Origin of the sequence: Pseudomonas sp. HS6-2 (assembly GCF_049325675.2) — a bacterium.
Taxonomy (GTDB): Bacteria; Pseudomonadota; Gammaproteobacteria; order Pseudomonadales; family Pseudomonadaceae; genus Aquipseudomonas; species Aquipseudomonas putida_N.
In genome coordinates this window covers 3,082,480-3,103,340 of the sequence record NZ_CM143906.1, presented here as the reverse complement: position 1 = coordinate 3,103,340, position 20,861 = coordinate 3,082,480, and the positions used below count along the sequence as shown (strand labels likewise).

At 61.6% G+C, this 20,861-nt stretch carries 18 protein-coding genes and 2 pseudogenes; 11 read left to right on the top strand and 9 right to left on the bottom strand.

The window, feature by feature from the left end; genetic code table 11:
• Positions 1–49 precede the first annotated feature (49 nt).
• Positions 50–730: a nitroreductase gene (locus ACOKS3_RS14410; protein WP_422763998.1), complete on the bottom strand. Its 681-nt coding sequence runs from the start codon at positions 728–730 to the stop codon at positions 50–52.
• Positions 731–1,010: 280 nt separating this feature from the next.
• On the opposite strand from ACOKS3_RS14410, the pseudogene ACOKS3_RS14405 reads away from it, so the two are divergent.
• Both ACOKS3_RS14405 and ACOKS3_RS14400 read left to right on the top strand, forming a co-directional pair.
• Positions 1,011–1,615: pseudogene (locus ACOKS3_RS14405) on the top strand (integrase); the annotation flags it as partial.
• Positions 1,616–2,128: 513 nt separating this feature from the next.
• Positions 2,129–3,031 (top strand): alpha/beta fold hydrolase, encoded by a 903-nt coding sequence (locus ACOKS3_RS14400; RefSeq protein WP_422763997.1) that lies wholly within the window; start codon positions 2,129–2,131, stop codon positions 3,029–3,031.
• A 34-nt stretch (positions 3,032–3,065) separates the two neighbouring features.
• On the opposite strand, the gene ACOKS3_RS14395 is transcribed toward ACOKS3_RS14400, so the two are convergent.
• On the bottom strand, positions 3,066–4,016 hold the full coding sequence (locus ACOKS3_RS14395) for a GlxA family transcriptional regulator (protein ID WP_422763996.1): 951 nt from the start codon (positions 4,014–4,016) through the stop codon (positions 3,066–3,068).
• 105 nt (positions 4,017–4,121) lie between these two features.
• On the opposite strand from ACOKS3_RS14395, the gene ACOKS3_RS14390 reads away from it, so the two are divergent.
• The 4 genes from ACOKS3_RS14390 to ACOKS3_RS14375 all read left to right on the top strand — a co-directional run bounded on the left by ACOKS3_RS14390 (position 4,122) and on the right by ACOKS3_RS14375 (position 6,927).
• Entirely contained in the window at positions 4,122–4,919 is a 798-nt protein-coding gene (locus ACOKS3_RS14390; RefSeq protein WP_422763995.1) for an SDR family NAD(P)-dependent oxidoreductase, read from the top strand.
• A gap of 23 nt (positions 4,920–4,942) precedes the next feature.
• Positions 4,943–5,461 (top strand): carboxymuconolactone decarboxylase family protein, encoded by a 519-nt coding sequence (locus tag ACOKS3_RS14385; RefSeq protein ID WP_422763994.1) that lies wholly within the window; start codon positions 4,943–4,945, stop codon positions 5,459–5,461.
• 134 nt (positions 5,462–5,595) lie between these two features.
• The gene (locus tag ACOKS3_RS14380) at positions 5,596–6,603 is read left to right on the top strand and encodes a zinc-binding alcohol dehydrogenase family protein (protein WP_422763993.1); all 1,008 of its coding nucleotides are present in this window, start codon (positions 5,596–5,598) and stop codon (positions 6,601–6,603) included.
• 63 nt (positions 6,604–6,666) lie between these two features.
• Positions 6,667–6,927, top strand: coding sequence for a carboxymuconolactone decarboxylase family protein (locus tag ACOKS3_RS14375; protein WP_422763992.1), 261 nt, complete (start codon positions 6,667–6,669; stop codon positions 6,925–6,927).
• A gap of 19 nt (positions 6,928–6,946) precedes the next feature.
• On the opposite strand, the gene ACOKS3_RS14370 is transcribed toward ACOKS3_RS14375, so the two are convergent.
• Positions 6,947–8,572, bottom strand: a complete 1,626-nt coding sequence (locus ACOKS3_RS14370; protein ID WP_422763991.1) for a mechanosensitive ion channel family protein — start codon at positions 8,570–8,572, stop codon at positions 6,947–6,949.
• Between the two features lie 165 nt (positions 8,573–8,737).
• Between ACOKS3_RS14370 and ACOKS3_RS14365 the strand changes: the two genes are divergently transcribed.
• Positions 8,738–9,604: a patatin-like phospholipase family protein gene (locus ACOKS3_RS14365; protein WP_422763990.1), complete on the top strand. Its 867-nt coding sequence runs from the start codon at positions 8,738–8,740 to the stop codon at positions 9,602–9,604.
• 223 nt (positions 9,605–9,827) lie between these two features.
• On the opposite strand, the gene ACOKS3_RS14360 is transcribed toward ACOKS3_RS14365, so the two are convergent.
• The 3 genes from ACOKS3_RS14360 to ACOKS3_RS14350 form a co-directional block, all read right to left on the bottom strand.
• Positions 9,828–11,354 (bottom strand): FAD-dependent oxidoreductase, encoded by a 1,527-nt coding sequence (locus ACOKS3_RS14360; RefSeq protein WP_422763989.1) that lies wholly within the window; start codon positions 11,352–11,354, stop codon positions 9,828–9,830.
• A gap of 16 nt (positions 11,355–11,370) precedes the next feature.
• A complete protein-coding gene (locus ACOKS3_RS14355) occupies positions 11,371–11,994 on the bottom strand; it encodes a dTMP kinase (RefSeq protein ID WP_422763988.1) in 624 nt (207 codons plus the stop codon).
• A 180-nt stretch (positions 11,995–12,174) separates the two neighbouring features.
• Positions 12,175–12,927, bottom strand: a complete 753-nt coding sequence (locus ACOKS3_RS14350; protein WP_422763987.1) for an SDR family NAD(P)-dependent oxidoreductase — start codon at positions 12,925–12,927, stop codon at positions 12,175–12,177.
• A gap of 104 nt (positions 12,928–13,031) precedes the next feature.
• Between ACOKS3_RS14350 and ACOKS3_RS14345 the strand changes: the two genes are divergently transcribed.
• Positions 13,032–13,955: a LysR family transcriptional regulator gene (locus ACOKS3_RS14345; RefSeq protein WP_422763986.1), complete on the top strand. Its 924-nt coding sequence runs from the start codon at positions 13,032–13,034 to the stop codon at positions 13,953–13,955.
• Positions 13,956–14,111: 156 nt separating this feature from the next.
• Here the strand turns inward: ACOKS3_RS14345 and ACOKS3_RS14340 are convergent.
• Both ACOKS3_RS14340 and ACOKS3_RS14335 read right to left on the bottom strand, forming a co-directional pair.
• Positions 14,112–14,432 (bottom strand): annotated as a pseudogene (locus ACOKS3_RS14340) (flavohemoglobin expression-modulating QEGLA motif protein); the annotation flags it as partial.
• 32 nt (positions 14,433–14,464) lie between these two features.
• Positions 14,465–15,406, bottom strand: coding sequence for a GlxA family transcriptional regulator (locus ACOKS3_RS14335; protein WP_422763985.1), 942 nt, complete (start codon positions 15,404–15,406; stop codon positions 14,465–14,467).
• A 118-nt stretch (positions 15,407–15,524) separates the two neighbouring features.
• Here ACOKS3_RS14335 and ACOKS3_RS14330 point away from each other — a divergent pair, with 118 nt between their 5' ends.
• From ACOKS3_RS14330 to ACOKS3_RS14320, 3 genes are all read left to right on the top strand, one after another.
• The gene (locus tag ACOKS3_RS14330) at positions 15,525–16,316 is read left to right on the top strand and encodes an SDR family NAD(P)-dependent oxidoreductase (protein ID WP_422763984.1); all 792 of its coding nucleotides are present in this window, start codon (positions 15,525–15,527) and stop codon (positions 16,314–16,316) included.
• Positions 16,317–16,463: 147 nt separating this feature from the next.
• Complete coding sequence (locus ACOKS3_RS14325) at positions 16,464–17,489, top strand: HlyD family secretion protein (RefSeq protein WP_422764061.1); 1,026 nt, start codon at positions 16,464–16,466, stop codon at positions 17,487–17,489.
• On the top strand, positions 17,486–19,051 hold the full coding sequence (locus ACOKS3_RS14320) for a DHA2 family efflux MFS transporter permease subunit (RefSeq protein ID WP_422763983.1): 1,566 nt from the start codon (positions 17,486–17,488) through the stop codon (positions 19,049–19,051). The genes ACOKS3_RS14325 and ACOKS3_RS14320 overlap by 4 nt, the downstream gene beginning before the upstream one ends.
• Before the next feature lie 62 nt (positions 19,052–19,113).
• On the opposite strand, the gene ACOKS3_RS14315 is transcribed toward ACOKS3_RS14320, so the two are convergent.
• The gene (locus ACOKS3_RS14315; RefSeq protein ID WP_422763982.1) at positions 19,114–20,607 is read right to left on the bottom strand and encodes an aldehyde dehydrogenase; all 1,494 of its coding nucleotides are present in this window, start codon (positions 20,605–20,607) and stop codon (positions 19,114–19,116) included.
• Positions 20,608–20,861: the final 254 nt, after the last annotated feature.

The window sequence follows — 20,861 nt, the reverse complement described above, 5'->3', positions numbered from 1 at the left end:
CTCCAAAGCGACGCCCGGTAAGAAGATCGGACGTCGTGAGGAGTCGATCTTAACCGTGGAAGGTTACGCTTTGCGAAACCGGAATTCGACCTACGGTGATGTCATTGGCAACTGCAGCTCGGTCTGCATAGCCGAAAGAAATACCAAAAAGCATTTTCATATCCGAGTCAATACCCAGCACCTCGCGGACAGTATGGGCATACATTCCCAAAAGCGTCTGCGGGATACCTGCCAATCCATGGGCAGTCAATGACAACAAGAATGTCTGGCCGTACATGCCTAGGTCACTGGCCACCCGAACGCTGTCCCCTAGCGCTGGCATGAAGAGTAAGGCCACATGTGGCGCGCCGAAGAAATTCAAGTTCTGACGCATAGCTTTAGCACGGCCTTCTTTATCCTCACGAGTGACATGGATGGCATCGTAACGCGCTTTCGCGCTGGATCGAGCCCGCGCCGCATAGATTTCAGGGTATTCAGTCATATCAAAGTAGTAGTCCGGCGTGAAGCGCTCGGCATCATCAGCAGCCGACAGTGCCATAGCGAGCTCGTCACGTTTAGCGCCTGACACCACGTGGACCTGCCATGGCTGAGTGTTGCAGTTGGAGGGGGCCTGCTGGGCGTCTTCTAGCACCGCCTGGATCAGTTCGGAAGGAATCGCCTGCGGCAGAAACTCACGCATGGATCGACGATGACGTACTACATGGCTGAAATGGTGGCTCGACGTATTCATTGAATTGACTCAGGTAATGAAAAGGTCGAGCAGGCTAAGCCGGTTCAATGTGTGGATAAATAGTTAACGGGTCACAACTTTAACTACTCGCAGTTGTTAATAGATTAGCGCTGAAGCGGTATGTATCGGCGCTGCCTTGCGCTCGGATCACGCCAGCTTGGTAGGTCAGGACCTGCGTTAATCGGGCGCGCATCTGGGAGCAGTTCCGAATCTGAATACTGACAGCACCTCCCTCACCTCGCTATATTAGGTCTGATAAGCCACAGGTTATTCGATCCAGATGCCCTCCTGCCAGCCGCTGGTGCTAGCAGAGTTGGCCGACAGCACCCGCGCCGCGGCCGAGGCATTCATTGCGGCCGGCACCGCAGCCAATACCGTGCGCAGCAACCAGAGCGCCCTCACCTACTGGTCCGCGTGGCTGCGTTTGCTTTATCGCCGCTCGCTCAGCGACGGCGCCTTGCCATCCGAGGTCGCCGTGCAATTCTTCGTCGACCATTTCGCCAGGCCCGATACTTCTGGTAACTGGACACACCTGCTGCCGCCGGCCGTCGATACCGCGTTGGTGGAAGCCAAGATCAAGGCCAAGCCGGGGCCACTGTCGTTTAGCACAGTTACCCATCGCTTGGCAGTTTTGGCTAAATGGCATCGCCTCCGACGCTGGAATAACCAAGTGATGCTCCTGCGGTGAAGACGCTTCTTCGCGAAGCACGTAAGGCCCAGGCGCGCCAAGGCGTATCCGTGCGGAAGAAAACCGCGGTGGTGTTGGAGCCGCTGCAGGCGATGCTCGCCACCTGCACTGACGGCGTGCGTGGCACGCGCGATCGAGACCCGCTGTTGCTGGCCTGGAGCGGCGGTGGCCGGCGCCGCTCGGAAATCGTGGGTTTGTAGATCGGAGACCTGCGACGTCTGTACGCCGACACCTGGCTGTATGCACTCGGAGCCGTGTAACGGATACACGAAAAATGACAGAAAACATGTTCGCCAGATACTTTTTATAACGTTACGACATATGACGTTACAGTACGCATCTTCTGCAGCTCAAAAAGGATAAATCCCTAAGATTTTGCTAATTTTTTATCCTTTATGGATTTCACTTTTGCTAACGACTTGATTTTATTGAATATACGTTTTCATCATTTATGGATAACAGTCACACCCTGTCATCGTCGTGGACTTTACAAAATCGGCTTCGGGTGTGAGTACCCGAAACGATTACTCCGCCGAGGTAACGCGTTGAGCAACAGCTTTGGCGAGTACAGTTCCGGGTTGCTGCACAACGATTGAATGAGCACTGCATCTACCACCTCCTGAGCGTTTCACTCGCCGCTGGCTCACTTCGTTCGGTTGTCAGCGACATGTTGTTTGACGCGTCCTGAATCACACCCCTAAACGACGTTTATGGACCTTCGTGTCGAGGTCAGGATTGCAGACAACCTCATCCAGGATGTGCAAATCATGAATGCTTCAGTCACAGCCATTACCGCTCCAACCCAATTTGTTGAAGTAAATGACCGTCGCCTGGCTTATCGAACCATCGGTAGCGGCCAGCCACTGGTACTGCTGGTTCGATACCGCGGCACGATGGACGATTGGGACCCGCTGTTCCTCGACAACCTGGCCGAGCGCGGTTTTCAGGTGACCGTCTTTGACTACAGCGGACTGGGCCAGTCTAGCGGCACTCGTAGCTACAATCCCGGAGCACTGGCCAAGGATGCAATAGAACTCATTCAGGCGCTGGGGCTTGGTAAAGTTGTGATTGGCGGGTGGTCGCTTGGTGGAATTGCCGCTCAGGTGGTACTGACGCAGGCGCCACAACTGGTAAGCCATGCCGTACTGATGGGTACGACGCCACCGGGTCTGTTGGCCAAACCCGGTGAAGCCCTGTTCTACGAACTCGCTCGTCGAGAGAATGACTTCGAGGACTTCGTAAGCCTTTTCTTCGAGCCAGCCTCGGATACCAGTCGAGCATCAGCAGAAAGGGCCTGGGCACGACTGGCTTCACGCGTGGCGGATCGCAGCCCCCAAGTGCCTGTCGACTGGGCGGCCCAGCAACTCGGAGACGGCCCCAAGAACACGGTCTTTCCTGTTGAAGCGGTGTTGCATGCACTGAAGAGTACTACTATCCCCCTACTCCACCTGGGCGCCGACCACGACATCGTATTCCCGGTCGAGAACTGGTACGCCCTGAACAGCCAGCTGCCGACGCTGACTGTCGTGAGCTTCCCAAGCGCTGGCCACGGCCCCCATATGCAGTATCCGGAGGCGGCTGCTGGTCACATTGCTGCTTTCTTCTCGGCTTAGGCTACTCGCGGGGCCACACGAGTGGCCCCTTTTATCAGCCGACTACCACTCGCCTGGCATCTCTGCGCACTGCCTGAGGCGGCACGCCAAAACCGCGAACAAACACTTCTCGCATGTGTCGGCGATCCCGGAAGCCTGTCTCCTTGGCCACCACATCCAGGCTGTGCCGGCTTTGCTCGATCATCAACCGAGCTGCCTCCAGACGCAGGCTTTCCACTGCCTTGGCCGGTGATTGCCCAGTCTCTGCGGTGAATACGCGAGTGAATTGCCTGGGGCTCAAGTGCGCGACTTCAGCAAGTTCGTCGACACTCAACTGACGGTTCAAGTGCTTGCGGGCGTAATCCAGCGCCATCTGGATGCGATCGGACTTTGGCGAAAGCGACAGCAACTCGGAGTGTTGGGATTGCCCGCCGGAGCGGCGCTGGTGCATCACCAACTTGCGCGCCACCGACCGGGCCATGTCGGCTCCCAAGTCCTTTTCCACCATGCCCAACGCCATATCCAGGGCGGCGGTCATGCCTGCAGACGTCCATATGGGCCCATCCACGATGAAAATCCGGTCTTCTTCGACTTCTATTTTCGGGTGGTGCTCGCGCAGCTTGTTGGCATAGGCCCAGTGTGTCGTTGCCCGCCGATTATCGAGGACGCCTGCCTGCGCCAACACGAAGCAGCCTGTGCACAGGCCTGCCGTGCGCCGCGCCCCGTCGACAAAACCTCGCACACTGGCAAGTACCTCTTCACTCGGCGGCGTCAGCGGAGTAAACGTCCCGGTAATCATCCAGGTGTCGGCCAAGCCGGGCGCGCCCAAGGGAAGCGTGTCGATGTACATCCCCAGCGAGGAGCGCACCGTTCCGCCCTCGATGGAAAAATTCTGGATCTTGTAAGCCGTTTCGCCGGCAACGATGTTGGCAAACTCGAACACGGACTGCGTGGCCAAAGACATGACCTGGAAACCTTCGGTTATCAGATAGCCGACCCGGTGCATCGAATGACTCCTTATGCGATGTCCTGAAAACGTATCTTATGCGTCGTTTAAGACGAAAGCGACCTTCTGCATCATGGCTCCACACCCACACAACGGAGCATGACCATGACGCAGCAATCCAAAGGCACCGCGCTCATTACCGGCGCTTCCAGCGGAATCGGGGCGATCTACGCAGAGCGCCTGGCTCGCCGGGGCTATGACCTCGTGCTGGTGGCCCGCAATCGGGAGCGCCTCAACGCCCTGGCCAGCCGGATCACCACCGAAACCCAGCAGAACGTGGAGGTTTTTCCGGCTGATCTTTCCAAAGCAGATGACCTGGTGAAGGTCGAGCGCAAACTACGTGAAGACGTCAGCATCAGGCTGCTGGTGAACAATGCCGGCATCGGCACTCACACAAGCCTGCTGGAAAGTAACGTCGAACGCATGGCCGAAATGATCAGCCTCAACATCACCGCCTTGACCCGCCTTACCTACGCAGCCGTTCCAGGTTTCGTCGCCCGCCAGCAAGGCGCCGTCTTCAACATCTCGTCCATCGCAGGTTTGGCCCCAGAGCTGCTCAACGGTGTATATGGCGGCAGCAAGGCCTTTGTCACCGCCTTTAGCCAATCCCTGCACAAAGAGCTTGCAGACAGCGGCATCAAAGTCCAGGCGGTTTTGCCAGGGGCCACCGCGACCGACTTTTGGCAGATCGGCGGCCTGCCTGTCGAGAACCTGGACCCCGGTATCGTCATGTCAGCCCATGACCTGGTCGAGGGTGCACTGCAGGATTTCGACAACGATGTGCTGCTCTCCATCCCGTCGCTGCATGACCTGCAAGCTTTTTATCACTACGAGTCCAGCCGGCAAGCACTGTTCAGCCAGTTATCCAGCAACCAGCTTGCTCCGCGCTACAACGCCAAGTGAACACCCGCACAGGAAACGCAATCATGACTCGCATCGCTGCACTGACGCTCGACCAGGCGCCCACCGCTGCCCGTACCGCCTTGCAAGGCGTGGAAAAAGGCTTGGGTTTTGTTCCGAATGCCTTCGCCACCCTCGCCCATTCCCCTGCAGCCCTCGGTGGCTATCTTGCGCTGTCGCAAGCGCTGAACAAGAACAGTCTCAGCCCCGCCGAGCGTGAAGTAGCGGCACTGGCCGCATCAGCGGTAAATGGCTGTGACTACTGCATCGCCGCTCACAGTTTCTTTGGCGGCAACGTTGGTCTGGAGGCTGACGCGCTGCTGGCTGCGCGGGCCGGCACACTCGATGGCGTTGCTGCATTCGCCAGGGCGGTTACGCTGACTCGAGGCCAGGTCAGCGATGCGCAGCTGGCGGCGGCACGGGAAGCAGGGCTCGATGACGTGAAAATCGTCGATATTATCGCCCAGGTTTCCCTACTGACGCTGACCAACTACCTCAACAATGTGGCCATGACGGAGATTGATTTTCCACCGAATGGCAATTGATGACTGGCACGGACGCACGCGCTCCACATCATTTTCATTGCCAGCGAGAAAGTCTTACTCCATTCAGGCTGTTTTTTGCGTGAATCAAAACGAATAGCCTGCACCCACTTTTCGATTTTCAAGAGGTAGAGCCCATGAAGGCTGTCGTTTACACCCAGGCTGGTTTACCGATCCAGGATCCCCAGTCACTGTTCGACGCGCAGTTGCCATCACCGAAGCCCGGTGCCCGGGACCTGCTGGTCGAGATCAAGGCAATTGCGGTCAACCCGGTTGATACGAAGATTCGGGCCAGCCGTGGCGGGGAGCAACCACAGGTTCTCGGCTGGGATGCCGTGGGCGTTGTCCGCGAGACTGGCCCGCAGGTAACGCTATTCAGGCCTGGGGATGAGGTGTTCTACGCCGGCGCCATTGATCGACCAGGCAGCTATAGCGAGCTCCATGTGGTGGATGAGCGCATTGTCGGCCACAAGCCTCGCAGCCTGGACAACGCCAGTGCCGCCGCCCTGCCCCTCACGTCCATCACTGCCTGGGAATTACTGTTCGACCGTTTAGCCGTCGAAGAAAATGGCGGTAACGGGCAAAGCCTCCTCGTTGTAGGTGCTGCTGGCGGAGTGGGCTCGATCCTGGTGCAGCTGGCAAGAAAGCTCACGCAGCTTACCGTCATAGGCACTGCCTCAAGGCCTGAGACTCAAGCCTGGGTCAAAGCGCTGGGCGCTCATCATGTCATTGACCACGCTGAATCGATCCCCCTTCAGCTGGAAGAGCTCGAGCTGAATCCGATCGATTATGTGATCAGCCTGACGCACACCGACACCTACCTGCCGCAACTGGTGGAAGTGCTTCGTCCACAAGGCAAGCTCGCACTGATTGATGATCCGGCACAACTGGATGTCATGCCGCTCAAGCGCAAGTCGCTGTCATTGCATTGGGAGCTCATGTTCACCCGCTCGCTGTACAAGACCGAGGACATGATCAAGCAGCACCAACTGCTCGAGCGTGTTTCGCAGCTGGTTGACGACGGCGTACTGAAAACGACTGTCGGGGAGCATTTCGGGAGCATCTGTGCCGACAATCTCAAACGTGCCCACGCCTTGATCGAAAGCAGCAAGGCCCGAGGCAAGATTGTCCTGGAAGGGTTCTGATCACGGCTCAAACAAGCGCCCGCGTGAAAGCGCGGGCTCATCAGCCAGTACCTGCGCGCCCATTTGCTTGGCGATATCTTCGAGCGAGACAACCTGGATTGGCAAACCCGAGAACTGGCGACGGTGGGCATGCTGTCCCCGTTGATTGGGGTGGAGCCGCAGCTTCAGGCGCACATGCGGATCAGCATGAATACCGGGATCACGCAGGCGCAGCTTGAGCGGCTTTGGCAAATCCTGAAGGTGGGCGTCGACGAACAGGCGGGCAATCGAGCAACGAGCGCCTTGGAGAGGCATCTGGCGAGCATGGCTAGCCCCTCCCGCTAGGCTCGCCTTACCCTGTCGATCATCGCTGGCTGTCCTCGGGTGGCGACGCCGGGGCGGTGTACCAGTTTTCCCTCGGTACGACCTTGTCCTGCTCAGGGTCACCCAGATAGTGAGGCGACATGATCTGCACGCCGTACTCGTTGAACACGTCCTGGATATTGGCATGCAGCATGGTCAGCAGCTCTGCCCGTGGGCGAGGCTCGCTCGGCACGGCCTGGGCCACCAGGCGGTATTCGGGGTAGAAATCCGACAAGGCGGTCTGGAACACCTGGGGCCGGGGAGCCTGCAGCACCCCGTCCGTGCGCTTCGCCGCCTCCAGCAGCATCGCCTCGACCTGGCGCCAGGGCGTGTCGTAGCCGATGGTGACCGTGGTATCGACCACATACCCCTGCCCTTGCACCACACGTGAGTAGTTCTTGGTCACCGCCCCGGTGATCATCGAGTTGGGCAGCGTCAGCACCTCGCCCAGGCCGGTGCGAATGCTGGTGGTGAACATGCCCAGCTCGGTGACCGTGCCTTCGTGCTCGCCAATGCGCACGTATTCGCCGGGGCGCAGGGTGCGCGTGTAGGTGAGGATCAGCCCCGCGGCGGCCTGGCCAACCACACTGGTCGCGCCCAGAGAAATCATCAGACCGATCAGTACCGAAAGCCCCTTGAACGCGTCGGTGTCGGCACCGGGCAGATAGGGGTAGGCCATGGCCACGGCGAACAGCCAGATGGCCAGGGCCGTCAGCCGGGTGGTCGGTTGCAGGGTTTCCTGGGTCAGCCAACTGATCGTGCCGGGCCGCGCCAGGCGCTCGAGCAGGCGCTTGCTGAAGGCACTGAAGCCACGAGCGATGAAGAAGATCAGCAAGGCGATCAGCAGCCCAGGCACTGCATCGACGATACCGGTCAGCACGTGGCGCAACAGACCCAGCAGGTAAAGGTTCAGGCTCTCGCCCCACGGCCGCGTATAGGGGAATCGTTGCAGGACGAAAGTAAGCCATTCATAGGTCAGCAACAGGATCAACGTCCAGCGCAACAACGCCAGCAGGCGCCGCAACAAGGGGTAGAGGTTGCTCGATTCGACCAGCTGGGTACGCCCGATGCGCAAGGCGCTGGTGTGTTTGCGCACACGCTGGGGTAGCCACGACAGTGCCTTGCCGTGCAACCACAGGCAGAGTTTGACCAGCGCCAGGTAGATCAAGGTCGCAGCACCGCTCAAGCCGACCGCGACCAAAAGGAAACGCAGGCTGTGTGCCTGCCGGGCTTCTTCCACCACCTGGCTCAAGCGCTGGGCAGCCAGGTCGGCGCCCTGGCGAGCATCCAGGTCGCCGCCAATCAGGTCCCTGGGTGAGACGATGAATGCCCGGCGATCCCCCAGCAGCACCATGTAACTGTCCTGAATCGGGTCCACGCTGACCTGGCCAGCAAAGCCATCGTCGAGCTGTTCATTGATGACCGCTTCGGCGCGCCGGACACGGGCAGCAGGCACTTCGCCCAGCACCGTGGCATGCAAGACCACGATCGAACGGTTGGCGATTTTCAGCTCGGCAGGCTCGGCGCTTGCCGACCCCACCTCCTCGACTGCCTGGCTGCTGCCGCACAGCAGTGTGGCTGCCAATGCCAGGCACGCCGCCAGGCCGGCGAGCATCCGCCTAGCCATGAACGCGCACTCCAAACGTGGGCATGGGCAGCATCGGCGCTCTCCTGGCAAGCGTGGGTATCAGCAGCGTAGTACACCGCATGTGGCAAGCAAACGGCGTGCACAGTCCAGCGTTGCCCCGCCGACTACACTTAACCCACACACGCCTGCACAGAGACTGCCGCCATGACCACGCAAACCGCAATCGTGTTCGCCGGCGGTGGCAGCCTGGGGGCGGTTCAAGTGGGCATGTTGCGAGCCTTGGTGGAGTCCAATGTCCAGTTCGACAGGGTGATCGGTGCCTCGGTCGGTGCAATCAATGGCGCCTACTTTGCCGCCAGGCCCGACGCGCAGGGTGTCGAGACGCTCGCCGATTTCTGGCGAAACCTGAACAGAGCCGACATCTTCCCCCTGTCCTGGCTCGATACCTGTAGAGGGCTGATCAAACGGCGCGGTTTTCTACTCCAGCCGGCAGCGCTGCACCGCTTGCTTGGCCAAGCGCTGCCTATTCATCGCATCGAGGATGCGCAACTACCCCTGCATATCGTGACGACCGACCTGCTCAGTGGTGCCGAAACCGTCCTGTCCAGCGGTGAACTGGAGCAGGCGTTACTGGCCAGCGCCGCCATCCCGCTGGTGTTCCCCAGCGTGCAAATTGGCGACCAGTTCCTGGTCGATGGCGGTGTGGCCAGCAACACGCCCATTTCCACAGCTGTCAGCCTCGGGGCGAACAACGTAGTGGTCATCCCTACGGGATTCAGTTGTGCCTTGAAACAGCCACCCAAAGGGCTGGTTGCCCTGGCCTTGCACACTGTCAACCTGATGAGCATGCGCCAGTTGGTGAGCGATATCGAACACTTCCGTACGCTTACCAGCCTGCACATCGTTCCACCGCTGTGCCCAGTGGATGTCTCAGTGTTCAACTTTGACCAGACCGACGCTTTGTTGGAGCGCGCCTATGAGCAAACGCTTCGATGGCTGGACCACGGCGGCCTCGAGCGCACCAAGGTGCCGGGTGCGTTGACCATCCACTCCCACGCCCACGAGCACTGAACGACGCTATCTGGCTTTTCCGCCTGTCCCCCCTGTTCCGCCGTTACAGCCGGAACAGATACTTAACCCTGCCAATTGACCCGATATAGGGTGTCGCAAACCCGAACATGGGTGCCATGGTCTGGCGCGCAGATAGCAATGGTCTACAGGGAGCATGGCCGGATTACCCACTTTGTGGAGTTTCCCTGGCTTACAGCAAGTCCCGTTCCAACGCTCCGGCATCTTAAGCGGACAGCGTGATGCCTTGTTCTTCAAAATATCGGCTCAACACCGCTATGTCGCCCTGAGGATCAGCCACAGCGACATAGGTATCAGGCCGCAACAGGTAAGTGGCATTTCTGGCAATGCCGGCCTGCTCGTACTCAGGCTGCCAAGGGAAAACCTGCAGTGCAATGCCGTGATGCGTGCACCATTGGGCCAGGTCTGCCTTGGCTTCGCCGTAAACGTGCACGTGCCACGCAATGGCTGTCAGTGATGCGTAGTTGTCCGCCGTGGCTCCAGGCAACCAAGGTAGGCGATCACCGCCCTGAACCTCGCCGGCCTTGCCTTGGCTCAGCGGGCTGTCGCGATAGTCGATGCGGGTTTGCGAAACCAGGCGAAACAGGTACTCACGGACGCTTTCGCGCTTGTACGCAACGCTGGCGATGACTGGCGCAACATGTGTGCGCACAAATTCGGCGAGGCCGCCTTGGGCAGTAACCAGCGCGAACAGCCTGTCCGTGGTCTCCACCAGTTTGCGGGCAAAGGCCTGGCGCTCGATCGGGTAGCTGTCGAGCAATCTATCGGGCGCCTTGCCTTTGATCACCGCAGCCAACTTCCAGGCCAGGTTGTTCGCATCCAGAATGCCGGTGTTCATGCCCTGCCCGCCTGCCGGGCTGTGGACATGCGCAGCATCGCCAAGCAGAAACGCTCGGCCACGGCGGAAATGGTCCGTGACACGATGGTGCACGCGATAGGCGGAAAACCAGTTCACCTCGGTAATCTTCAGGTTCAAGCCGTTGATGGCGTCATGCCCGACGTCGGCGAACGTCAGTTGCTCGGGATGCTCCGCACGCTCGTCCCGTACAGTGCCGATCAGCCGATATTGGTCCTTCTCGCCGTAGCACAGCAGCAGCACGAAGTCGGACTTATCAAACGCGATGTGTGCCTCACCCGCAGGTTCGATACCCGTTACCCGCACATCCGCGACATAGAAAAGCTGCTTGTAGGTACCGCCCTCGAAACCACTGCCGAGCGCATGACGGACCAGCGAACGAGCGCCATCACACCCGGCCAAATACGCCGCAGTGCATGCCACTTCCTGCCCATCTGCCTGTTTCAGAGTGGCGGTGACATGGCATTCCTCCTCTTCGAGGGACAGCAGTTCGGTTTGCCGTTCCACGTTCACGCCCAGCACATGGAGCTGCTGCTCCAGCAAGCGCTCATGGCGATCCTGGGGATAGATCAACACGAAGGGGTAGGCAGAAATAGATGCGCCGGCATCCGTCAAGGGAATGCGTGCTCTGCGCCGGCCTCGGGCCCACAGGTTCATGGCCGGTGTTTTGTAGCCGGCATCAATAACAGCCTCGGCCAAGTCGAGCTGGCGATAGAGTTCCAGCGTGCGGGCTTGAACGGCCATGGCACGCGACGCTTCGCCTGGGCCACTGCTCTTGTCGATGATCCTGACGGCAACACCCTGCCGGGTGAGCCAAAGCGCCAGCGTCAGCCCGGTCGGGCCGGCACCTACAATGAGAACGTCGGTTTGCGCCATGATCTCATCTCGCACACTAGAGGTTGTTTGAGGCCAGCACGCCCTGAATCTCGGCGACCACCTGCTGTGTCGCGTCTTCGACCGATCCTTCGTTACGGCACAGCACCCAGCCATGGTCGGCAACCGCCCGCTCGAACGCCTCGGTGCAGGCGATCTGCTCATCCAGCCGGCGGATCACCGTACTGCCCAGCCCCCGCGTACGTGCCGCCGCCCTCGCCCAGGAGGTGTCAGGCGAGGTGACCACCCCGACATGCAGGTCCGGCACTTGCACGTTGCGCTCGCGGTTCATCTGCAGAATCTCGGCAAACGGGACTGCTCGGCGAAACGCGGCATCGGAGGGGTACCAGCGATCGATCAGGATGATGCTGTTTGCCGGTTGCCTGGGCAGCACGTTGCGGGAAATCCACGCACGGCTGTCGGCCAGGCGCGCACAGACATTCAGTTCCAGCTCCTGGCAGGGGTTTCTTGCCAAGTGATTGACCAGCGCCATGGTCTCGCCCCTGAAGGGGTCGCTTTTTTTCTCGCACAGCCGGATCACTTTTCTGTTGTCTGCCCTCAGGGCTTGGGTAACAGCCTCCAGCAAGGTGGTCTTGCCGGTGCCTTTTGGGCCATCTAGCGCGATGAATAGCGGACGATTCATTTTTCAGTACTGGCGGGAAGCGGATCTGGATATCGAGATGATCATGATGCACCGAAAGATGGCCTTGGTCTTGGTTATCGGCTTGGTGGTGTTTGCCGTTAGGTTTTCAGCGCCTGTGAAACTAACGGCGAACAGCTGGAGTACATTTGTACTCCATTGCGTAAACAACCATCATGCTGCTCAAATCTGCGCCTGCCCACCATCCACAAACAGCTCGGCCCCGTTGACGAAGCTGGCGTCGTCGCTGGCCAAAAACACCGCCGCGTTGGCGATCTCGACCGGCTCGCCCACCCGCCCCAGCGGTACCTGCGCAGCCAGGTAATCCAGCAGACCCTGCTGTTGCCCGGCATCCGGCCCGGCGAGCTCGACCAGCCCGGGAGTACGCGTGGCGCCAGGACTGAGCGTATTGACCCTGATTGCGCGGTCCTTCAGGTCCAGGATCCAGCTACGGGCCAGGGCTCGCACCGCAGCCTTGGACGCCGAGTACACACTGAACGCTGCGGTGCCGGAACTACCGGCCGTGGAGCCCGTGAGAATGATCGATGCGTTGCGCGCCAGCAGCGGCAGCGCCTTCTGCACGGTGAACAGCACCCCTTTCACGTTACGGTCGAAGGTGTCGTCATAGTGGGCCTCGGTAATCCCGCCCAAGGGCAGCATGGAACCGCCGCCAGCGTTGGCAAACAGCACATCCAGGCGCCCCTGTTCCTGGCCGATGCGGGCATACAGTTCATCCAGTTGCTCCAGCCGGGTGGAGTCGACTGCAATGCCGGTGGCATTGCCAACCAGCCCCACGGCCTTGTCCAGTTCCGCCTGGCGGCGCCCGGTGATGTAGACATGGGCGCCCTCCTCGGCAAAGCGTTTTGCCGTGGCCAGGCCGATGCCGGTGGTGCCGCCAGTGACCAGTGCGATCTTGCCTTCGAGTTTCTTGCTCATGGTGTTTCTCCCGTTGAGGTAGTGAGTTGCTGTGGGGAGAAGCGTATCGACTGACAGATCATTTCAAAATAGAATCATTTGAAAGCCATCATTACAGAAATGAAATGCCAAGAATTCCGGATTTCGAAGGCCTGGCGATGTTCGCCAAAGTGGCCGAAGAAGGCTCTTACGCCGCAGCCTCAAGGGCCATGGGCGTGTCGGTGCCCACGGTCTCGCGTGCGGTAGCGCGCCTTGAAGAACGACTGGGTGCGCGCCTGTTCAACCGTACCTCGCGCCAGCTCTCTCTGACGGAATTCGGCCTGCGCATGGTCGAGCAAGCCAGCGCGCTGTATCGCCAGGCCGAGGAAATGGAAAGCGAAGCCCAGGAGCTGTCGGTGCAACCGCGCGGGCTGGTGCGCCTGGCGGTACCGATGTCCTTCGGCTTGCGCTGGGTCGCGCCGCTGCTGCCCGAGTTGCTGGCCCAATACCCTGGGCTGGAACTTGACCTGCATCTGTCCGACTCGACCGTCGACCTGGTCGCCGAGGGTTTCGACGCAGCCTTGCGTATCGCTGCCCTGCCCGACTCATCACTGGTGGCGCGGCGTATCTGCGCGGTCAGCCAGTACCTGGTAGCGGCGCCGCCCTACCTTGCCCGCCATGGCCACCCCACACACCCGCGCGAACTGGCTGGCCATGCCTGCATGAGCTACGCCTATCGCGCCCGCAGCCAGGTCTGGCGCTTTAGCCACGCCGACGGCAGCGAGCACGACGTGACGCCCCGCGGGCCGCTGCGGGTGACCAACTCGGATGCCCTGATCGCGCCCTTGCTGGCGGGCATGGCGATTGCCGAACTACCGGAATTCATCGCCGCCGAGTACCTGGCCGACGGCCGCCTGGAGCATCTGCTGCCCGAATGGCGGATGACCCAAGGGGGCCTGTACTTCGTGACCCCGTCCGCACGCACTCGGCCGCGCAAGGTCCAGGTACTGGCCGATTTCTTCGTGGAACGGTTGTCGAACCCGCAGTGGCAATTGCAGCCGGCCGGGTAGCTATTCGGTGATGGCCCTGGTGTTGCACGAACTGGCGACCAACGCGGCCAAGGCCGCGCAGGTCGGCACCGCGGAAGATCCGCTGGTTCGAGCAGAACGACTCTTGCGGCGACTGCTCGGCCTTCACGAACCCTTCGAATACCTGGATGAAGTCGGCGCCATCAAGTGCCTGTTGAACTCAGGGGTGCCGATGGCCCCCAGCATGCGCCCGGCAGTGGCGTAGCTGCGGGCGGTCATCGCCAGGAAGCGTCCAGCCGGATGGCCCTGATCGCATTGCCCGAAAAAGGCCTCCAGCGCGGCAATGTCGGCGCTGTGCTCGCGTGGTCGCAACTGCACCTGGGGCAATTGCGCATTGCCGCCGCGCCACTGGCTGAGGAATACCTGCTCGATGCCATCCGGCCAGGCCAGGGCATCGAGCACGCGGATCTTGCGGGTCAGACCGGGTAGCGAGGCGGTACCCGTGGCAGTGTCCTCCAGATACTCGGCGGCATCTGAACAGCGTAGCCCGTTTACCCCACTGCCGTTCCGCTGCGCCGAATCATCTGCGGCGTCTGGCCGATCGTCCGCAGGAACGCCCGCCTCATCCGTTCCCGGTCGGCAAAACCTGCCTCCCTGGCAACGACTTCGATGGGGTGCCCACTGTCTTCGAGCAGCATCCGCGCTGCTTCAACCCGCAGATGCTCCACCGCTTTGGCCGGCGACTGGCCGGTCTCGGCGGTGAAGGCGCGGCTGAACTGCCGGGGGCTCAGGTGCGAGACCTCGGCCAGCTCCTCGACGCTCAAGGCGCTTGTCAGGTTGCGCCGGGCGTAATCGAGAGCCTTCTGGATGCGATCGGACTTGGGCTCGAGGTCCAGCAACACGGAAAACTGCGACTGCCCACCGGCCCGGCGGTGGTAGACCACCAGCTTGCGCGCGACGATGCGGGCGGTTTCCAGCCCGTGATCCTTCTCGATCATGGCCAGGGCCAGGTCGATGCTTGCCGTCATGCCTGCCGAGGTCCACACCGGGCCGTCGATGATGTAGATCCGGTCCGGTTCGACCTTGACCTTGGGGTAGCGGTCCTGCAGCTGCTTGGCGAACAGCCAGTGGGTGGTTGCCCGCCGGCCATCGAGCACACCGCTTTCGGCGAGGACGAAGGCGCCGACACAAGGCGCGGCAACGCGGCGGGCGGAGGTCATCGATGCCCGTACAAAGCTGGCAAGGCCGGCCGTGACCGGCATTACCGACGTGCCGGAGCCGAACATCACGGTATCGAACACATGTTCGCTGGCAAATGCGCGGGTCTCGATGCGAAAACCTGCCGAAGACGGCACCAACCCGCCATCTTCCGACAGCAGGGTGACTTCATACGCGGGCTTGCCCAAGGTCAGGTTGGCGATCTCGAAGGCCGTGATCGCGGTCAGCCCCATCAGCTGGAAGCCTGGAAGCACGACAAAACCGAGCGTGTGCATGGCTGAGCCTCATGTCCTAAAAGGTGTCTTATATGACATTTGAGTCAGCCCCACAAGGCCATAACATGTCCTCCAGACCAGCGCACAAGCCGTGCACGGGCAACCCCTGGAGACAGTCATGATCAAGCACCTGGGTACCGCACTCATCACCGGCGCATCCTCCGGCATCGGGGCGATCTATGCCGACCGCCTCAGCCGTCGTGGTTACGATCTGATCCTGGTCGCCCGCAGCGAAGCCCCGCTCAATGCACTGGCCAAACGCCTGACCGACGCCACCGGGCGCTCCATCGAGGTGGTGGTGGCAGACCTTGGCAGCCCGGCCGGCCTGTCGCGCGTCGAAGAGATCCTGCGCACCGATGCCAGCATCACGATGTTGGTCAATAACGCTGGCATGGGTGCCATCCAGCCGCTGCTCGAATCCGATATCGACACCCTGGATGACTTGCTCGCACTCAACGTGCAGGCGCTCACCCGCCTGACCTATGCAGCCATTCCGGGCCTGGTGGCACGCGGCGGCGGCACGTTGATCAACATCGCATCGATCGTGGCCATCGCCCCGGAAGTCCTCAACGGCGTCTACGGGGCCTCGAAGGCTTATGTCTACGCCTTCAGCCAGTCGCTGCGCAGCGAACTCAAGGAGCTTGGCGTGCAAGTCCAGGTGGTGTTGCCAGGGGCAACGGCCACCGACTTCTGGGCCACCTCTGGCAAGCCTGTCGAACAACTGCCTGGCGAGATCGTGATGTCCGCAGATGACATGGTCGATGCAGCGCTTGTCGGCCTCGATCTTGGCGAATTCGCCACCCTGCCGGCGCTGCCGGATATCGCCGACCTGGACGCCTATGAGGCCGCGCGGCAGAAATTGTTGCCGCAGCTTTCGTTGCGCGTGCCAGCGCCCCGCTACAGGGCGTAAAGCCTGTTCCCCCGAAGCCCAACCAGAGGACTGACCGTCATGAACGCTCAGGTCGACATCGAATCCGGCGCGACCCTGAACAGCGCCACCGCGCGCGGCAAGCGCTTTGGCCGCGCCGCCTTGCGCCTGGGCGCACTGGCGCTCGCCATGGTTGCTGGCGTGGCCTACGTGAGCCACTGGTGGCTCAGCGGCCGCTTCATCGAAGACACCGACGATGCCTACGTGGGCGCGGAGGTGACGGTGATCAGCGCAAAGGTCCCCGGCTATATCAGTGAAGTCGCGGTGGTCGACAACCAGTTCGTCAAGGCCGGTGACCTGCTGGCGCGGATCGACGTGCGCGACTACAACGCCGCCCTGGCCAAGGCTGATGGCGCCGTGGCGGCGCAGCATGCCCGCCTGGCCAATCTCGACGCGGTCGAACTGCTGCAGCAGGCGCTCATCAACCAGGCCAAAGCACAGATCGACGCCCGCAGCGCCGAGGCCCAAAGGGCCATGGACGACCGGGTGCGCTACCAGAATCTGGTGCAAAGCCAGGCGGTCTCGGTGCAAAGCGCCCAGCGCGTCGACACCGCCTGGAAAACCGCACAGGCCGACCGCGTCCACGCGCAGGCCGGCCTGGTGGCGGCACGCCAGCAACTGACCGTGATCGACACCCAGCGCCAGCAGACCCGTGCCGCCCTGGCCCAGGCCGAAGCGGACCGGGAACAGGCCCGGCTCAATGTCGGTTACACCGAACTGCGTGCACCAGTCGATGGCTATGTCGGCAACCGCCGGGCCAAGGTCGGCGCCTATGCCGCAGCCGGTAGCCAACTGATTTCGGTGGTACCGGCCCACGGGCTGTGGGTTGACGCCAACTTCAAGGAAGACCAGCTGGCACGCATGCAAGTGGGCCAGGCTGTCAGCATCACCGCCGATATCCTCCCGGGCCGTACCTTCCATGGCCGCGTCGAGAGCATCGCGCCGGCCACCGGTGCGCAGTTCAGTGTATTACCGCCCGAGAATGCCACCGGTAATTTCACCAAGATCGTGCAACGCGTGCCGGTGCGTGTGCGTCTGGCAGATGGCGACGCCGACTTCGGCGCCCTGCGCCCTGGCCTTTCGGTGTATGCCGAAATCGACACCAAGGCCCCGCGCGTGGCGCAGCCTGACCTTGCAACGGCAAGCCGGCCATGAGCAGCGAACTGCCAGTCCTCAGCCCCCGTCAGAAGGTCGCGGCCTTCGCCTGCATGTGCGTGGGCATGTTCATTGCCTTGATCGATATCCAGATTGTCTCGGCTTCGCTCAAGGACATCGGCGGTGGGCTTTCCGCCGGTGCGGACGACACCGCCTGGGTGCAAACAGCCTACTTGATTGCCGAGATCATCGTGATCCCGCTCTCCGGCTGGCTGTCGCGGGTGATGAGCACGCGCTGGTTGTTCGCCGCCTCGGCCGCCGGCTTCACCCTGACCAGTCTGCTCTGTGCGGTGGCCTGGAACATCCAGAGCATGATCGCTTTCCGGGCACTGCAAGGCTTTCTGGGAGGCTCGATGATCCCGCTGGTGTTCACCACCGCATTCATCTACTTCAGCGGCCCACAACGGGTGATTGCCGCCTCGGTGATCGGCGCCATCGCCTCGCTCGCGCCCACCTTGGGGCCCGCAGTTGGTAGTTGGATCACCGATGTTTCGTCCTGGCACTGGCTGTTCTACATCAACCTGGTACCCGGCATTTTCGTCACCCTCGCCGTACCGATGCTGGTCAAGGTCGATCAGCCCGACCTGGGGTTGCTCAAGGGCGCCGACTACCTGGGAATGGCCTTGATGGCGGTGTTTCTGGGTTGCCTGGAGTACACCCTGGAAGAAGGCCCGCGCTGGAACTGGTTCAGTGATAGCACCATAGCCACCACGGCCTGGCTGGCAGGCCTGTGCGGCATCCTGTTCGTCTGGCGCAGCCTGAGCGCCGCGCAGCCCATCGTCGACCTGCATGCCCTGCGCGACCGCAACTTTGCCCTGGGCTGCCTGTTTTCCTTCATCACCGGCATCGGGATCTTCGCCACGATCTACCTGACGCCGTTGTTCCTCGGCCGTGTGCGCGGTTACGGGGCCTTGGATATCGGCCTGGCGGTGTTTTCCACCGGCGTGTTCCAGCTCATGGCCATCCCTGTGTACGCCTTTCTCGCCAACCGGGTGGACTTGCGCTGGATCTTGATGTTCGGCCTGGCGCTGTTCGCTATCTCGATGTGGGACTTTTCGCCCATTACCCATGACTGGGGCGCCAGGGAGCTGCTGCTGCCCCAGGCCATTCGCGGCTTCGCCCAGCAGATGGCGGTGCCGCCGACGGTCACGCTGACCCTGGGCGCGCTGTCGCCGGCACGCCTGAAGCTTGCGTCGGGCTTGTTCAACCTGATGCGCAATCTGGGCGGCGCACTGGGCATCGCGGCCTGCGCCACGATACTCAATGACCGTACCAACCTGCACTTTCTGCGCCTGGCTGAGCACCTGAACGTGCACAACGAAACCCTGAACACCAGGCTCGAACAATGGAGCGACAGCGCCCAGGCACTGGGCCAGAACAGCCTGGATGCTGGCCAGACGGCGCTGCATCAACTGTGGGCGTTGACCTGGCGCGAAGCGCAGACGATGACCTACGCCGACGCCTTTCTGGTGATCATGGTGTGCTTCGTGATCGCCACGTTGCTGGTGCCTTTGATGCACAAGGTCCAGCCACCGCGGCAACCGTCGGCCGATGGCCATTGAATCGGCCACATGCGCATGCCCTGAGAGGTGTAGCGCCCCCCCGAAACCCCAAGCCCTCCCTGTCAGCCGCGCAGCTGATACCAGGTGGTCTTCAACTGCGAGTACTTGTCGAACGAATGCAACGACAGGTCGCGACCGAACCCGGACTGCTTGCCACCACCAAACGGCACCGTCACATCCAGCGCATCGACCGTGTTCACCGATACCGTACCGGCCTTGAGCGCACGCGCCACCCGGTGCGCACGGTTCAGGTCATCGCTCCACACCGACGCCGCCAGGCCGTAGATGCTGTCATTGGCCAAGCGAATAGCCTCTTCCTCGGTATCGAACGCACTGACCGCCAGCACCGGCCCGAACACCTCGTCCCGGGCCAGGCTCATGCGGTTGTCGACGTCAGCGAAAATGGTCGGTTCGATATAGTTGTCCGAGCCACCGATGGTCAGGCGTTGTCCGCCACAGACCAGGCGCGCGCCCTCCTCGCGGGCCTGGCCGATGGCCCGGGCTATGCGCGTGGCCTGCTCGACATCGACGATGGCGCCGGCACGGCTGGCCGGGTCCAGCGGGTTGCCTGGCAGCCACTGGCGGGCCTTGGCCTGCAGGCGCTCGATGAGTTCGTCGTGGATCGAGCGCTGCACATACAGCCGCGAGTTGGCCGAGCACACTTCGCCCTGGTTGAAGAAGATGCCAAAAGCGGCCTTCTCGGCGGCCAGGTCCAGGTCCTGGCAGTCGTCGAACACCAGGTTCGGGCTCTTGCCGCCACACTCCAGCCACACCTGCTTGAGGTTGGACTGCGCCGAGTACTGCATGAAGTACTTGCCCACCTGAGTGGAGCCGGTGAACACCAGGCAGTCGACATCAGGGTGCAGGCCCAGCGCACGGCCCGCGGTTTCACCAAGGCCCGGGACCACGTTGAGCACACCTTCCGGCAAGCCAGCTTCCAGCGCCAGTTCGGCCAGGCGCAGGGCCGAGAACGGCGATTGCTCGGCGGGCTTGAGAACCACGCTGTTGCCCGCTGCCAACGCTGGGGCGAGCTTCCAGGCGGCCATGTCCAGCGGGAAGTTCCACGGCACCACCGCCGCGACCACGCCCAGCGCTTCGCGGGTGATGGTGGCCAAGGCATTGGCAGCGGTCGGTGCCACCTGATCGTAGAGCTTGTCGAGCGCCTCGCCATACCAGGCAAAAACGTGGGCCGAACCCGGCACGTCGATGTTGTAGGCGTCCATGACCGGCTTGCCCATGTTCAGCGAGTCCAGCAGCGCCAGTTCTTCACGGTGGGCCATGATCAACTCGGCCAGGCGCAGCAGCACCTTCTTGCGCTCGACGGGCGCCATGCGTGGCCACGGCCCTTGCTCGAAGGCCTTGCGTGCGGTGCTGACGGCGAGGTCGACTTCAGCCAGGTCACAGGCAGCGACACGGGCGAGCACCTGATTGGTCGCGGGGTTGATGGCGTCGAACGTTGCACCGCTGGCGGCCCCGAGCTGGCGGCCACCGATCAAGGCCTTGTCTGGCAAGCTCAGGCCTGCCGCGCGCTGTTGCCAGTATCCGAGATCGTACATACACACTCCTGACGACCGTCCGTGCGGTCCGCTTGTTATGGGTCTGGACAACATTCTTGGCGCAGCCGCGGGCCCGGCGAAACCAGCTTTTTGCTGCCCCTTGCAGAGGAAAAAACTGCTCCCCCCAAAGGGTGATTTCGAGGCCTGCCCGAGTGTGGGAGCATTCGAGCCGCCCCACCTGAGCCACACCTACGATCAGACTTCCTCACCAGTAGCGAGCCCGCTCGCCTGCTGCGGCTTCCTGCATCCCATTT

Bases quoted from the DNA above. Each gene is read 5' to 3' on its own strand.
- ACOKS3_RS14410 (WP_422763998.1), bottom strand. From the start codon at position 730: ATGAATACGTCGAGCCACCATTTCAGCCATGTAGTACGTCATCGTCGA.
- ACOKS3_RS14315 (WP_422763982.1), bottom strand. From the start codon at position 20,607: ATGTACGATCTCGGATACTGGCAACAGCGCGCGGCAGGCCTGAGCTTG.
- ACOKS3_RS14335 (WP_422763985.1), bottom strand. From the start codon at position 15,406: ATGCACACGCTCGGTTTTGTCGTGCTTCCAGGCTTCCAGCTGATGGGG.
- ACOKS3_RS14320 (WP_422763983.1), top strand. From the start codon at position 17,486: ATGAGCAGCGAACTGCCAGTCCTCAGCCCCCGTCAGAAGGTCGCGGCC.
- ACOKS3_RS14380 (WP_422763993.1), top strand. From the start codon at position 5,596: ATGAAGGCTGTCGTTTACACCCAGGCTGGTTTACCGATCCAGGATCCC.
- ACOKS3_RS14400 (WP_422763997.1), top strand. From the start codon at position 2,129: ATGGACCTTCGTGTCGAGGTCAGGATTGCAGACAACCTCATCCAGGAT.
- ACOKS3_RS14350 (WP_422763987.1), bottom strand. From the start codon at position 12,927: ATGAGCAAGAAACTCGAAGGCAAGATCGCACTGGTCACTGGCGGCACC.
- ACOKS3_RS14345 (WP_422763986.1), top strand. From the start codon at position 13,032: ATGCCAAGAATTCCGGATTTCGAAGGCCTGGCGATGTTCGCCAAAGTG.
- ACOKS3_RS14325 (WP_422764061.1), top strand. From the start codon at position 16,464: ATGGTTGCTGGCGTGGCCTACGTGAGCCACTGGTGGCTCAGCGGCCGC.
- ACOKS3_RS14360 (WP_422763989.1), bottom strand. From the start codon at position 11,354: ATGGCGCAAACCGACGTTCTCATTGTAGGTGCCGGCCCGACCGGGCTG.
- ACOKS3_RS14330 (WP_422763984.1), top strand. From the start codon at position 15,525: ATGATCAAGCACCTGGGTACCGCACTCATCACCGGCGCATCCTCCGGC.
- ACOKS3_RS14370 (WP_422763991.1), bottom strand. From the start codon at position 8,572: ATGGCTAGGCGGATGCTCGCCGGCCTGGCGGCGTGCCTGGCATTGGCA.
- ACOKS3_RS14395 (WP_422763996.1), bottom strand. From the start codon at position 4,016: ATGCACCGGGTCGGCTATCTGATAACCGAAGGTTTCCAGGTCATGTCT.
- ACOKS3_RS14365 (WP_422763990.1), top strand. From the start codon at position 8,738: ATGACCACGCAAACCGCAATCGTGTTCGCCGGCGGTGGCAGCCTGGGG.
- ACOKS3_RS14355 (WP_422763988.1), bottom strand. From the start codon at position 11,994: ATGAATCGTCCGCTATTCATCGCGCTAGATGGCCCAAAAGGCACCGGC.
- ACOKS3_RS14390 (WP_422763995.1), top strand. From the start codon at position 4,122: ATGACGCAGCAATCCAAAGGCACCGCGCTCATTACCGGCGCTTCCAGC.
- ACOKS3_RS14385 (WP_422763994.1), top strand. From the start codon at position 4,943: ATGACTCGCATCGCTGCACTGACGCTCGACCAGGCGCCCACCGCTGCC.